A 14256-nucleotide genomic window follows, 5' to 3' on the forward strand; every position below is an offset into this window, starting at 1 on the left:
CCATTTCAAAACATGGTGCTTTTCTAAAAATTACTTTTGTTCAGTAGTAGACGTTGTAACTTGCCATTCAATATTAAATTTATCTTTTACTTGTCCGTATGCTGGGCTCCAGAATGTTTCTTGAAGTGGCATGATAACTTCTCCACCTTCTTGTAACTTATCGAATACTTCTTTTGCTTTTTCTGCATTACTAATTTGAATTGCGATTGTTACTTGAGATCCGATTGCATGTCCTTGACCTGGGAATGTATCAGAAATCATAAGATCCGTATTACCAACTTTTAAAGTAGCGTGTAAAACACGCTCTTTCGCTTCAGCTGGAATCGGGTATTCTGGATTTTCAGGCATGTCACCAAAAGTTTGCATGACTTCTACTTTTGCATCTAAAGCCTCTTTATAAAACTGTACAGCTTCTTGCCCACTACCATCTAAAACTAAGTACGGATTAATCCCTAAAATCATACGGACACCTCTTTTTTAAGTTTATAAAATCGAACTTGTGTTCGTTTTTATATTATCATTGTTTTGCATTTCATTCAACTATTTACTTCACTGTTTTCAAAATTATTTTGACGGAATCTCCATCTCTTGTTTTCTAAGTTCAATACGGCGAATTTTTCCAGAAATCGTTTTTGGTAGTTCATCTACAAATTCAATTTTGCGAGGGTATTTATATGGTGCAGTGAGTTCTTTGACGTGTTGTTGGAGTGTTGGAATTAATGTTTCTTCGTTCTTTTCTATATTCTCTCTTAATACGATAAATGCCTTCACGACACTTCCACGAATTTCATCAGGACTTGCGACAACTGCACATTCTCTTACGTAAGGATGTTTTACAAGTGCATCCTCTACTTCAAACGGCCCGATTGTATAACCAGAGCTAATAATGATATCATCACCGCGCCCTTCAAACCAGAAGTAGCCGTCTTCATCTTTCTTCGCTTTATCACCTGTAATATAATAATCACCGCGGAATTGCATCGCTGTACGTTCATCGTCTTTGTAATATTGTTTAAAGAGGGCCGGCGTTTCAATGTGAACTGCAATATCACCAACTTCGCCTACTTTAACTGGAGTACCTTCCTCATTTACGATATCGACGTGGTTACCTGGCGTTGGTTTCCCCATTGAACCTGGTCTAATATCCATCCCTTTCATTACACCAACAAGTAATGTATTTTCCGTTTGCCCATAGCCGTCTCTCACTGTAATATGAAAGTGCTTTTGGAACGTTCCAATGACTTCTCTATTTAACGGCTCACCTGCTGATACAGCGCTATGTAATGCCTCTAAATTGTACTGGCTTAAATCTTCTACCTTTGCCATTAATCTATACTCAGTCGGTGTACAACAAAGTACATTTACCTTATTATCGTCTAATAAGTTCAGGTACGTTTTCGGTTCAAACTTACCGTGATATACAAACCCTGTTGCCCCTGATCCTAGCGTTGCTAAAAACGGGCTCCAAATCCACTTTTGCCAGCCTGGACTAGCTGTTGCCCATACAATATCATTCTCTTCAATTCCGAGCCAATTTGGAGCGCTCGTACGTAAATGAGCGTATGCCCACGCATGTGTATGAACGACACCTTTTGGATTTCCTGTCGTTCCTGACGTGTAAGATAAAAAGACCATATCTTCTTTATCTGTCTTCGCCATTTCTAACCTGTCACTCTCTGTTTCTAACGCTGTTTTTAAATTAATCCATCCATCTACTGACTGCTCGCTCAGGACAAATTTTCGAAGAGATTCCATCGCTTCTATATCATCAAACTGCCTAATATACGGCTCATAGCTTACTATCGCTTTTACTTCTCCATGTCCAATTCGATATTCTATATCTTTTTTACGTAACATTTCCGAGCTTGGAATTACGACAAATCCTGCTTTAATAGCAGCAATATACGTCATGTACGCTTCAATTAAACGCGGCATCATAATAAGAAGCTTGTCCCCTTTTTGCAAACCACTTTTTATAAAAGCGTTTCCAATTTTATTCGCACCTTGCATTAATTCAGCGTATGTAACTTCCCTTCGATTCCCTTTATCATCTTGCCAAATTAAAGCTAATTTCCCTTTATCACCCGTATATTTCTCTATTTCAGAAACTAAATTATAAGACGGTGGCGCCAACAATTCTTCTCGCTTCATAAAATATCCTCCCTTTTCTTTATGCCTCCTTTATATAATAAAGAATTTTCTGTTAATTTTGAACCCTCTTCTTTTGACAAATTTTTCAGTTCTGTCGAATTACTAAATGAAATTACATCAACTTACCGACAAATGGCAACACAAAAAAGAAAGAGCGGGAGAACCCGCTCTTTCTAAGCCATCATATGGGATTATTTTTGGTAACCGCCTAATTGTTGCTCAGCTAGTGAAACTAGACGTTTAGTGATTTCACCACCAACAGAACCGTTAGCGCGAGCTGTTGCATCAGCTCCAAGTTGAACACCAAACTCTTGAGCGATTTCGTATTTCATTTGGTCTAATGCTGATTCAGCACCAGGAACCGCTAATTTATTTGTGCTACGTGACATGTTATATCACCTCCTTGTGAGTATAGAGTGTGATAAATAACATGACTTCATACACGTTTTAGATATGGTAATTTATGGTTTAGAAAAGTTCTTCAAATTTTTCTTCTTCCGCCACTACTTCTATCGTTTGTAATACCATTGTTTCTTTGTTCGCTACAGCTTCATCGATTAATGGTGTGAAATCGTATTTCGCTTCAAAACGATTTGCTTTTTCACGTTTCGGCTTCGTCGCTGGGCTTGCTGGTGTAAATACAGTACAGCAATCTTCATATGGACGAATTGAAATATTATACGTGCCGATTTCTTCAGCGATTTTAATAATCTCTAATTTATCCATCGTAATAAGCGGACGAATAACTGGGTAGTTTGTTACTTCGTTAATCGTATGCATACTATCTAACGTTTGGCTTGCTACTTGCCCAAGACTTTCACCAGTCGTAATTGCAAGTGCGTTACGCTCCTCAGCAATACGCTCTGTAATACGCATCATCATACGGCGCATAACCGTCATTGAATAGCTAGATGGGATTTCTTTATTAATCGTTTTTTGCACTTCTGTAAACGGAACAAGGTGAAGCGTTACTCGTTTACAATACTTCGTTAACTCTTGCGCTAAATCGATTACTTTTTGTTTTGCACGCTCACTTGTGAAAGGTGGACTATGGAAGTGAACTGCTTCCACAGATACGCCGCGTTTCATCGTTAAGTACGCTGCTACTGGGCTATCAATACCACCAGAAAGAAGTACCATTACTTTTCCGCCAACGCCAACTGGTAAACCGCCAGCTCCCATACGCTCATCACACATAATGTAGCTATAACCACTGCGAATTTCTACACGTACATTTACATCTGGATTATGAACATCTACAGTAATATCTTCTGTATTTTCTAGAATGTGTCCGCCAATCTCAGGTAATAATTCCATCGTTCTCATTGGGAAATGCTTATAAGAACGGTGTACAGTAATTTTAAATGTTTTCACATCGCCTTTTACTTGTAAGAAAGCTGCTAATGCACCTTTTTTAATGTCTTCTAATTCTGATGGTACTTTCATCGCTAAGTTAAACTTATGAATACCAAATACATCTTTCAATCTTTCAGATACCGCTTCATGATCTTCACCATTTAACTGGATGTACATACGATCGTGTGTTGCATCGATTTTAATATTTGGGAATTTTTTCAGTTTGAACTTCACGTTATCTTTTAATGTGCTTACAAACTTAGAACGGTTCTTACCTTTTGTCGTCATTTCTCCGTAACGCACTAAAATATATTCATATTTCAACATAATTTCTTTACCTCATCACTTCATATAATTTTGGCATCGTCTCTTTTACAATATCTTCAAATTGTTTTACTTCTTCCATTGTGTTTTCTGGTGCCAAACTAATACGAATAGCGCTTGCAGCTGCTGCATGCGGCACTCCCATTGACACTAACACTCTGCTCACTTCATTTGCTTTTGAAGAACAAGCAGATTTCGTTGACACATATACACCGTGTTCTTCTAAAGCATGAACGACTACTTCTGGTTTTAAACCAACAAATGATACATTTAAAATGTGCGGTGCTGCATATGCAAGCGACGTGTTAATCGTTACATCTTCCATCTCTTTAAAGAAACGAACAAGCTCTGCTTGTAAACTTTGCAAATGAGCTACCTTTTCTTTCACTTGTTCCATTGTCATGCGAAGTGCTTTCACCATCGCTACAATGCCAGGTAAATTCTCTGTACCAGAGCGATACTTAAGCTCTTGTTGACCACCTGATAAAATCGGATCTAATCTTACGCCATCGCGTACATAAAGAAGACCTGTTCCTTTTACACTGTGGAATTTATGTCCAGATATTGAGCAAAGATCAATATGAGAAGCATATAAATCAAGCGGTACTTTTCCTATCCCTTGTACATGATCTACATGGAATCTTATTTTCGGATGATTCGATAATAACGTTCCAATTTCAGCAACGGGCTGAATTGCTCCAGTTTCGTTGTTCACATGAATAATTGACACAAGAATCGTATCTTCACGAAGCGCTCGTTTCACATCTTCTACCGATACAACACCATGCTCGTTAACCGGTAAGTATGTTACATCAAACCCGAGTTCTTCTAATTGCTTATATGCTTCAAACACAGACGCGTGTTCAATATTTGTTGTAATGATATGTTTACCACGCGAACGATTCCTCATCGCTATCCCTTTAATCGCAAGGTTATTTCCTTCCGTTCCACCTGATGTAAAAATAATTTCAGAAGGTTTAACACGAAGAAGCTGCGCTGCAATCGTTCTTGATTGTGTTAATAGACGCTCTGCCTCTCCTCCAAGCGAATGAATAGAAGAAGGATTACCAAAATATTTCCCAGCAACCGTCACGTACGATTGAAGAGCTTCTGGATATGGCTTCGTCGTCGCACTATTATCAAAATAGATCATCGTTCTTCCCCTTTCAGCGCTATCACATCGTATAATCATATCATAAATACGTGTCATTACGCTAAGACTACGCAAAGGTTCCGTTATATTTTAAAACGAATAACCTTACTGTATTCCGCTATTCATTATAGCAACATCGTCTGCAAAATTACACAAAAAAACAAACCCTTATGAAAGGGTTTGTTCATTGTCTACATATTCAGCTATTTTTTGAACAACGCCAGGCTCAAGTTGCTCTAATACTGAAGCCGCTTGTTCTAAAGCTGCATCGTATTGGTATTCACGGAATAATTTCTCAGCATAATTTAAACTTTCTGCTAGGTTTTCATCATGACTGCGGTAACGGTTACCGTACTGAATTAATTTTTCCACTAAATACGCTTGTCCAATTAACTCTTCTGTCATTTCAGCTACACCGTTCACAGTTGTATATGCTTCTTCTAAACTGCTATTTACAGCGTTCATATTTAACGGCTTCACTTCTAATTGTTCATATACAGCTTGCATTGCCATTTGCCCTCTTTTTAAATCTTCCATAATACTCTCTGGAAGACCTGGCAAATTCGACTTTTGCATAAAGCGTTTCGTTTCGAAAATAGTATTTCGCATTTCTTGTAACTTCTCACGTGCTTCAAATTCTTCTTTGCGCATCGCTTGCAGCATTTCTTTATATTCTGCATGAAGTACTTTTAACGTTTCACATTGCTCATAAACCTCTTCTAGTTCCTCACGAATAATAGAGAAGGCAATATCTTGTTCTGCAACGCGTAATTGTAGCATTTCAAAACGTTTCGTTAAAATGTGCATTTGCTTTTCAATTACTTTTTGAGACTCAATGTCTTTATCTTGTAACTGATAGCTTTGTTTCACAAGTTGTGTTTCTGTTTTCGTTTCAATCGTTTCGATGCGCATTTCTTCTAAATCATCATAAACAGAAAGTGTTTTTTGCTCCACATAATGTCTCGCATGTACTTCTTGTTCCAGTTGATCGTAGAAGCCATCTAAACGTGTTTTTAAGTTTTCTACTTTTTCAGCCGCTTCTGTTATATGAAGCTCCTGTATATCCATTAAACATGTTTGTAGTTGTTTCGTCATATCACGAACTTCTTTAGGGACTTCCAAATAATCTAATACATAACCTTGTCTTACCATATCATTGTGTCCGTGTAATAAATCTTCCAGCTGAACTGGTAACGTCGCTTGACACTCTACCAATAAATCTGGAATTTGGTGAATAATGATTTCTAAATCTGCTAAACCTTCTTCCAAACTAATAACAATTTCTCTCGCTTTTAAATAGTCGCCATTGTTTGTCGCTTCTTCAAAGGTTTTAAATTTCTCAGATTCAGCGTCTAGCATCTCTTCGATTTTCTGCTCTGCTGCTCCATACATATGTCTATGAGCAAGAACACTCTTTTTCATACTACGATATGTATCACGTAACCCTTCAATTTCCGAGCTATTTTTCTCATGGCTTTCTAACAATTGCTGTAATTCATTTAAAATGTCCGTAATACGATTATCAGCGTCATCTAAACCACTTATGGATTCGTTCATCGCATGCTTTGCTTTTCGGAAGGAGAATTGCGAGGCGAATTTTCGCGCTTGCGCTAAATCTTTGTCAGCTTTCGGAAGGGTTGTTGATACAATTTCATCCCATTCTTCACGCCATTTACCAAACAGTTCTTCTGTTTGACCCGTCATGTTTAAATCTTTTACCCGTTTTAGTTCATCTGCCACAGGTTTATCTTTTATCTCTTGTTTCCACTGCTCCAGTGCTTCAATATCTTTATATGAACGATTTCTTATCACAAGCTCTATCATGAGCAGCACTAGAATAGAGCTTACTACAATGATAACGATCGTCAGGATAGAATCCATGCAAAAAAGCCTCCTAGTTATATCTCTTTTTTTGTCCGTTCCGTTTATGAAATGGAAGGCATTATGTATAAAAAGGGAATTCCCCTATATTTAACAACTAACAATGTACTAATCATACCATGTAATGGTTTGTTTTTGACCTAGTTTTTTTAAAAATTTCATGTTCCTTTCAATGTGATTGTAATCTTTCTCAATATTCCGCCTACCTCACTACCTATCCTCAAATGATTGTAATAACAAACAATCTTTCGTATGGGATACGAAATAAATTTTCCGCATGAGTGGTGGTTCAACAGAAATTACATGTACATTTCCTTGCCTTACAGACTGCTCTACTGCCCTTTCTGGAAGTAACGTGATACCAAGGCCAGCTTTTACCATTGCAAGCATCGGTTCTGCGTAAGATGTTTCCACAGCTATAGTTGGTTTTACACCTATTTCATGAAACATGTTCATAATCATTTTCCTTACATCACATATTTCTGGATATACAATTAATTTTTCATTGTGCAGCTCTTCTATTTGAATGACTATCTTCTCTTTGTACGGATGATTATTTGAAATAGCACAAACAATTTTCTCTTGTTGCACTTCTTTTATATACGTAGCACCTTCTACTACTGAATCGATGAACATCGCGTCAATCTCCCGCGCTTTAAATAACTCTCTTAATACTTCCGTATGTCCGATTTGCCATTCCACTTCGAACTCATCACCTAATATATCTTTACATTCTGATATGTAATGCTCCGCTAAACTCGGTAGTATACCAATTGAAAACTTCCGGTTCTCTTGATACCCCCTCATTTCTGTTTTCACTTCATTTATTTGCTCCAAAATTGGTAACATTCTTTTTATAAATAACTCTCCTGCCTCCGTTAACTCTACTCCTTGCGCAGAACGTTTAAGTAAAGTAACCTCTAAATCCGCTTCTAACTTTTGAATTTGTTTACTAAGCGCTGGTTGAGATATATGTAAAATCTTACTTGCCTTTGATAAACTTCGCGTATGCTTCACTTCAATAAACGATCGTACTGCCTCCAAATCCATCGTACACACCTCTAACAAAAAGTTATAACCGTTATAAGAAATCGATATTTCCTCCTATAAACAATTACTCTTTATACTTATTTCATCAACTTACTATAACGAAATGTAAAGGGGAAAGATACTCTTGAACAAAAAACAAATGCTACTCGGATCCTTTCTATGCTTACTCGCCGTCACTGCCTGGGGATTTATGTTTCCTGTAATGGCAAATGCTCTGCAATTTATCGATCCATTCTTCTTCACAACGCTTCGCTATGGATCAGCAGCTATTATTTTTCTTATTTTGCTATTAATTACTGAAGGAAAGACTTCACTCCGCTTAGAAAAAAGAACACTTTCTCTATTCTTTTACGGGACAGTCGGTTTCGCGGGGTATGGTTTTCTCGTTTTCTACGGACAACAACTTGCCGGACCTTCCGGAGCAATCCATGCAGCTATGATTCAATCCCTTATGCCACTGATTGCCTTATCACTGCAATGGATAACGAAAAATCGCCGCCCACAAAACTATACATTCCTTTGTATGTTTGTTGCATTACTTGGTGTTATGCTTGTCATTTCAAAAGGAAATATTGAATTACTATTTGGAGCTGCAAGCCACTTATCAACAAATATATTGATGCTATGCGGCGTTACTTGCTGGGTCATTTATACAAACGGGGGTGCTCGTTTTCAATCTTGGTCACCACTTAGGTACACGACATTAACTTGTTTATTTGGCTCCATTTCACTCATCGTTATTGTTACTTTCTTAACGTACACAAATATAGTTACTATACCGTCACTGCGTACAGTTGTGAGCGTTCGTTTTGAGCTCTTTTATATGTCGATTATCGCAGGCGTTATCGCTGTATTTTGCTGGAATATGGGAAATCGCTATATTTCATCTATTAACGGCATATTATTTATGAATTTAGTTCCTATCCTTGCACTGATTGGTTCTATCTTTCGAGGTTATACAGTGGATAAAATTGAAATCGCTGGAGCTGCATTAACAATTATCGCGCTATTATGTAACAATTTATGGCAAAGAAAAGTAAACATAAAAATCCCCACCTCAGTTCGTTAGGTGGGGATTCTTCACATATGAACAGCTCTTGGCCATTCATGGTACATATTCGCTTTACATAATGCTTGTTCCATCCATTGCTCAATCTCTTTCGTATACATTTCTATGAAAAATGTCTCAGACGGGAAAGAATGGAGTACTTCTGATATATATTGTGGATATAAAAACGGCATACTTATCATACCTTTTAATTGCGTCATAAACATTGTAAATGATACTTTCTGAAATTCTTGTTTCATTTGTCCTTGTCTAATCATTTGTTCTATATAATATCTTTCTTTAGAAAAATAAACGGTCATCACTTCACGAATTAATGTCGTATCAAGCGAAAGCTCTCGGTAGAAGAAACGTGTTAGTTCTCTATTTTCAAATTGATATCGTAAAATCCCACGCACCATTTGCACCATTACATCTTTAGCCGACAAATACTCTCTCTGTTCAAACGACATTTCAATCACATGAATATATCCTTCTAAAAAATCAGTAATAAGCTGTTCTAATAAACCTTGCTTCCCAGCAAAATAATATGAAATATTCGCTACATTCACATCCGCTCGCTTTGCAATGTCTCGCACTGACGTTCCATCATAACCTTTCGTATTAAACAACGATATTGCCGCATCAATTACTTTTTGTTTCGTCTGCTTCATGCGCTCACTTCCCTTCACTGAACAGCTATAGTTTAAATTTCTTGACTTTTAAGACAAATTCCTTTAATTTTCTATCGACAAAGTCATGTGAAATACATCGTATTTTGCTAATATTTTACACATCTCGATAAAAAAGGAGCTGTTTCCATGTTTACTAAAGAAAGTTATGCAGGATCTCGCGTGCAGCAATATGAGACAGTAATTAAACAACTGGATGCGTTATTAACTGGCGAATCAAACGTAGTCGCAAACTTATCAAATGCGTCCGCATTATTAAACCAATTTTTAGATCGCGTTAATTGGGTTGGCTTTTACGTAACAGAAGGAACTCAGCTTGTTCTTGGACCGTTCCAAGGAATGCCTGCTTGCGTGCGCATTCCATTTGGACGAGGCGTTTGCGGCGTAGCAGCTGAAACGAAAACAACACAGCTTGTAGCAGACGTTCACCAATTCCCAGGTCACATCGCTTGCGATAGTGCTTCTAATTCAGAAATCGTTGTACCGATTGTGAAAGAAGGAGCTGTCATTGGTGTACTTGACATTGATAGTCCTGAAAAGAATCGTTTCGATGAAGTAGATCAGCGCTATTTAGAAAAGTTTGTGGAAACACTCCTAAAACATATGTAAAAAGAAAAGAGCGAGTTATCGATTTAGTACGTCCTGTACAAAACCGATAGCTCACTCTTTTTTATTGATTAACAGTAGATATTTTCTTTAATGCCTGCTCTAAATCAGAAACGATATCCTCCCACGATTCTAAACCGACTGATAAGCGTATTAAATTATCGAAAATGCCCATTTCTTTTCTTAGTTCAGCTGGAATCGCAGCGTGCGTCATCGTTGCTGGATGCTGAATTAACGTTTCTGTATCTCCTAAACTCACCGCAATTGTAATAAAGTGAAGATCATTAATAAACGCTTGCGTCTCTTCTTTTCCGCCTTTTACTGAAAAAGAAATAACACCGCCCCCGCGTTTCATTTGACGAGATGCTAACTCCCCTTCTGGATACCAAACACCTTCTACCGCATCATGTTTTCTTAGGAACGATACAATTTTTTCTGCATTATCACAATGACGATCCATTCTTACTGCTAACGTCTTTAACCCGCGTAATAATAACCACGCATCAAACGGTGCCATAATACCGCCGATATCCTTTCGCATCAGGCGAATCTTTTCAGCTAATGCTTTCGTTTTACAAATTGTTACGCCCGCTACAACGTCACCGTGACCACCAATATATTTTGTCGCACTATGCACAACAGCGTCACAGCCAAGCTCAAGCGGTCTTTGTAAATAAGGTGAACAAAATGTATTATCAACAATAACAAGTAAGCCATTTCGCTTTGCAACCCGAATCACTTGTTTTAAATCAATTAATTTCATTGTCGGATTAATCGGTGTTTCAACGAAAATAAGCTTTGTATTTGGGCGAATTTTATTTTCAATATCAACCTCTGTCTCCATATCACAAAACGAATGCGTAATCATAAATTTTTCTTCTAACACTTCTAAAAAACCGTACGTGCATCCATATAATCCATTTGAACAAATAATATGATCTCCAGCTTTTAGAAAACCGATTAACGTTGCTGAAATAGCTGCCATACCAGATCCGAAGGCAAGTGCTTCTTCTCCTCCTTCTAACAACGCCATACGTTCTTCAAATAATTTCACAGTTGGATTTCCAAGCCGTGAGTAAATATAAGATGGATCCACTCCCGCAAAACTCGCCTCTCCTTGCTGCGCAGTCTCAAATGTAAATGTAGAAGTTTGAAATAAAGGTGGTGTTAAACTTCCTTTATGTTCCTCAGGTGTATAACCGTGGTGAATTAACGCTGTCTCCATATGCTTCTTTTTCATAAAAACATCCCCCTTATGTTTTTATTGCCGCATATTCATCCATAAAAATTTGATGAACGTTTTCCTTTATTTTATGTAAGCGTTTTATTTGTGTTTCTATCTCTTCTTCTATATTGTTTTAAATTCCTTCTTATATTAATTTCCAAAATTTTTATGCATAAAACAAAAACGTACTTGCTTGACGAAACTCTGGGTAAAAGATATAATAGCGTTTGTGTAAAATAAAAAGGCAGCCTTGTAATGTGAGTTTATCGTTTGTATTTTGTTCCTCTACGGAGGTGTATCTCGTAACTCCCTGCTGCTGGAGCGAAGGTACATGAAAACAAAATGCCCGTAAATATCGATTACGTCTGTTTTTATTTTACGTAAATAAAAACATTTTTAAAGGAGGAGTCAACTATGGCTCGTTATACAGGTCCAGCTTGGAAACTGTCTCGTCGTCTTGGAATCTCTCTAAGCGGCACAGGAAAAGAATTAGAAAAACGCCCTTACGCACCAGGTCCTCACGGTCCTAACCAACGTAAGAAACTTTCAGAATACGGTTTACAATTACAAGAGAAACAAAAACTTCGTCACATGTACGGCATGACTGAGCGTCAATTCCGTCGCACATTTGACCAAGCAGGTAAAATGCCTGGTAAGCACGGCGAAAACTTCATGATCCTTCTTGAAGCTCGTCTTGACAACTTAGTTTACCGTATGGGCTTAGCTCGCACTCGTCGTGCAGCTCGCCAATTAGTAAACCACGGTCACATCATGGTTGATGGCGCTCGCGTAGATATCCCATCTTACCGTGTAAAACCTGGTCAAACTATCAGCGTTCGCGAAAAATCTAACAGCCTTGTTGTTGTTAAAGAAGCGATCGAAGTTAACAACTTCGTACCAGAATACTTAACTTTCGATGCTGACAAATTAGAAGCTACTTACACTCGTCACGCTGAGCGTTCTGAGTTACCAGCTGAAATCAACGAAGCATTAATCGTAGAGTTCTACTCTCGTTAATTAAATCGCTTTGTAGATACTAGTATTAAAAACCCTAGAAACGTTATTATAACGCCTTTTCTAGGGTTTTTTGCTGTTCTTATGGTTTGTAAAATACCTTAAATAAAATTAATCATTTTGGGGAGGTTTTTGGGGGACTTTTTGGATAAAATAAGCGTGGGCAAATGCTATTTCCCCTATATTTTTCAATAGGAATATATATCCAAGATATAATAAAAAGCCACACTCCTTTGAATGTGACTACATTAATTCATCATCTATTAACCTATTCTCTTCTTTATAATACTTTTCAATTACTCACATTATAGAACGCTGATTTTTATAAGAGTCAGTCCGGAAGTTGAATTTTTCTTTTTCATTAGGTGAATCTAAGAAAGAAGCACACCAAAAAATATATTCCGTACTATGGCTCCTTAATTCTTTTGCAAAACTATTCTCTTCATTTAAGTTAATCCATATGTACACTTTATGATTTAACAATTCAAATTTAATCTTTTTCTTCTCATTTTCATCTGTTTCTTCAAAACACTTTCTACCTAAATCAAGAACTTTTGTAATATGATCCATTAAATCCTTTTGCATCCTTCTTTTCTCAGGCAATGATACAGTCACCTTACGGTCTTTCTCTTTGTTTTGATTTAAGGTTCTAGCACTATAAATTGACAATAATAAAGTAAAAAAAGATATAACCAGCGTACCAAATTTAATCCAATCCATTTTTCCCCTCCTTATGTAGTAAATACATATTACCACATAAGGTTATCACTATATAGTAAACCCCTTTTATCACATTACTTCACATTTTTTTTAGCTTCCTCTTCACCCTTACGAGCAGCTAATATACGTGGAACCGATGTTTTCATAAAAAACTCTGCCATTTTTAACGCTGTTTCTTCACTAGGTGGATTATCTAAAATAGTTCGTTCTTTTCTTTCTATAAGATTCTTCCTTTCATTCATAACTTTTTACCTCTTTTCTTTTTATCCCCTTTGTAAGTGAATATCGTACACAACTTACCATCTTCCAGAACAACTTTTCTGTCATAATCCGCTAGAATTTCCTCACGATTTATTTTTTCTACTTTCTCACCAACTCGCCAGTATCCAGCACGAAGCAGAAATTCAGAATACCCTTCTGGAATTGGTAATTCATAACCATCTAAGGTAATTTTAGTTACTTCAATACCTTCTCTAATTATCATCGAATCACCCTTTTAATTTTGAATATGGATAAGTTTGATTTAATATAAAAAATACCTTCAAATATTTTATAAATGAATATAAAAAAGGGTATGAATAATGTTCACAACCTTTTTCGTGATGTCATAGTAAAGGCGTGCCTCATTTTTTCTTTTTAGTTTTTATACTTCCAACTTTTTCTATTGTTGTTCTAAGTTTCCCATCTTCCCCCACAAACCAATGGTATTCATATCCATCTTTTATGTATCTACTCGGGCACGGTTCACTACTTTCACATGGTGTTCCATATTTATCAAGCAAATCGTAAATTCTTTGTGATACTTCTCTTTTTCCAACAGGTGTATTAATGTAAGGCATCATAATCCCTCCAATTATTATCGTTATTGTTTATTCATAATAAAAAATCATTCTTTCAGTTGGAATATGGATAAGTTCGCTTAGAGGTATATTAATACCTCTAATAAACTCATTACAATGTAATATTTACAGTTATCTCCTTAAATCGGTATAATTTACTTATTAAAGGAGGGAGATTTTTGAGTTTAAATATGTATTTA

The 14256-nt window shown here is 36.8% G+C and carries 16 protein-coding genes; 3 read left to right on the forward strand and 13 right to left on the reverse strand.

Going from position 1 to position 14256, the window contains the following annotated elements; genetic code table 11:
* Positions 1-30: 30 nt before the first annotated feature.
* The 7 genes from HMPREF2590_RS11275 to HMPREF2590_RS11305 all read right to left on the reverse strand — a co-directional run bounded on the left by HMPREF2590_RS11275 (position 31) and on the right by HMPREF2590_RS11305 (position 7915).
* Positions 31-462: a VOC family protein gene (locus tag HMPREF2590_RS11275; RefSeq protein WP_000600350.1), complete on the reverse strand. Its 432-nt coding sequence runs from the start codon at positions 460-462 to the stop codon at positions 31-33.
* A gap of 102 nt (positions 463-564) precedes the next feature.
* Positions 565-2151, reverse strand: coding sequence for an acyl-CoA synthetase MbcS (gene mbcS, locus HMPREF2590_RS11280; protein WP_000817770.1), 1587 nt, complete (start codon positions 2149-2151; stop codon positions 565-567).
* Positions 2152-2342: 191 nt separating this feature from the next.
* Positions 2343-2540 (reverse strand): alpha/beta-type small acid-soluble spore protein, encoded by a 198-nt coding sequence (locus HMPREF2590_RS11285; protein ID WP_000091640.1) that lies wholly within the window; start codon positions 2538-2540, stop codon positions 2343-2345.
* A 79-nt stretch (positions 2541-2619) separates the two neighbouring features.
* A complete protein-coding gene (thiI, locus tag HMPREF2590_RS11290) occupies positions 2620-3834 on the reverse strand; it encodes a tRNA uracil 4-sulfurtransferase ThiI (protein WP_000922342.1) in 1215 nt (404 codons plus the stop codon).
* Between the two features lie 7 nt (positions 3835-3841).
* Positions 3842-4984 carry a cysteine desulfurase family protein gene (locus HMPREF2590_RS11295; protein ID WP_000638990.1) on the reverse strand — a complete coding sequence of 381 codons (1143 nt, stop codon included), beginning with the start codon at positions 4982-4984 and terminating at the stop codon, positions 3842-3844.
* 168 nt (positions 4985-5152) lie between these two features.
* Entirely contained in the window at positions 5153-6865 is a 1713-nt protein-coding gene (gene ezrA, locus HMPREF2590_RS11300; RefSeq protein ID WP_000377303.1) for a septation ring formation regulator EzrA, read from the reverse strand.
* A 210-nt stretch (positions 6866-7075) separates the two neighbouring features.
* Complete coding sequence (locus tag HMPREF2590_RS11305; protein ID WP_000362531.1) at positions 7076-7915, reverse strand: LysR family transcriptional regulator; 840 nt, start codon at positions 7913-7915, stop codon at positions 7076-7078.
* 124 nt (positions 7916-8039) lie between these two features.
* Here HMPREF2590_RS11305 and HMPREF2590_RS11310 point away from each other — a divergent pair, with 124 nt between their 5' ends.
* Entirely contained in the window at positions 8040-8984 is a 945-nt protein-coding gene (locus HMPREF2590_RS11310) for a DMT family transporter (RefSeq protein WP_001986680.1), read from the forward strand.
* Positions 8985-8995: 11 nt separating this feature from the next.
* Here HMPREF2590_RS11310 and refZ read toward each other — a convergent pair whose 3' ends face one another.
* Complete coding sequence (refZ, locus tag HMPREF2590_RS11315; RefSeq protein WP_000814923.1) at positions 8996-9634, reverse strand: forespore capture DNA-binding protein RefZ; 639 nt, start codon at positions 9632-9634, stop codon at positions 8996-8998.
* Between the two features lie 147 nt (positions 9635-9781).
* Here refZ and HMPREF2590_RS11320 point away from each other — a divergent pair, with 147 nt between their 5' ends.
* Entirely contained in the window at positions 9782-10261 is a 480-nt protein-coding gene (locus tag HMPREF2590_RS11320) for a GAF domain-containing protein (RefSeq protein ID WP_000494342.1), read from the forward strand.
* Between the two features lie 61 nt (positions 10262-10322).
* Here the strand turns inward: HMPREF2590_RS11320 and megL are convergent, their stop codons facing one another.
* Complete coding sequence (gene megL / locus HMPREF2590_RS11325; RefSeq protein ID WP_050822122.1) at positions 10323-11498, reverse strand: methionine gamma-lyase; 1176 nt, start codon at positions 11496-11498, stop codon at positions 10323-10325.
* A 399-nt stretch (positions 11499-11897) separates the two neighbouring features.
* On the opposite strand from megL, the gene rpsD reads away from it, so the two are divergent.
* Positions 11898-12500: a 30S ribosomal protein S4 gene (gene rpsD, locus HMPREF2590_RS11330; protein ID WP_000135317.1), complete on the forward strand. Its 603-nt coding sequence runs from the start codon at positions 11898-11900 to the stop codon at positions 12498-12500.
* A gap of 297 nt (positions 12501-12797) precedes the next feature.
* Here rpsD and HMPREF2590_RS11335 read toward each other — a convergent pair whose 3' ends face one another.
* The 4 genes from HMPREF2590_RS11335 to HMPREF2590_RS11345 all read right to left on the reverse strand — a co-directional run bounded on the left by HMPREF2590_RS11335 (position 12798) and on the right by HMPREF2590_RS11345 (position 14056).
* Positions 12798-13217 (reverse strand): hypothetical protein, encoded by a 420-nt coding sequence (locus tag HMPREF2590_RS11335; protein ID WP_000383806.1) that lies wholly within the window; start codon positions 13215-13217, stop codon positions 12798-12800.
* Between the two features lie 74 nt (positions 13218-13291).
* The gene (locus HMPREF2590_RS30335; protein ID WP_001005733.1) at positions 13292-13459 is read right to left on the reverse strand and encodes a hypothetical protein; all 168 of its coding nucleotides are present in this window, start codon (positions 13457-13459) and stop codon (positions 13292-13294) included.
* Positions 13456-13701: a hypothetical protein gene (locus HMPREF2590_RS11340; protein ID WP_000586754.1), complete on the reverse strand. Its 246-nt coding sequence runs from the start codon at positions 13699-13701 to the stop codon at positions 13456-13458. Before HMPREF2590_RS11340 ends, HMPREF2590_RS30335 begins: the two co-directional genes overlap by 4 nt.
* A gap of 139 nt (positions 13702-13840) precedes the next feature.
* Positions 13841-14056 (reverse strand): hypothetical protein, encoded by a 216-nt coding sequence (locus HMPREF2590_RS11345; RefSeq protein ID WP_001146351.1) that lies wholly within the window; start codon positions 14054-14056, stop codon positions 13841-13843.
* Positions 14057-14256 lie beyond the last annotated feature (200 nt).

It is taken from the genome of Bacillus sp. HMSC036E02 (assembly GCF_001836235.1).
Lineage (GTDB): Bacteria > Bacillota > Bacilli > Bacillales > Bacillaceae_G > Bacillus_A > Bacillus_A cereus.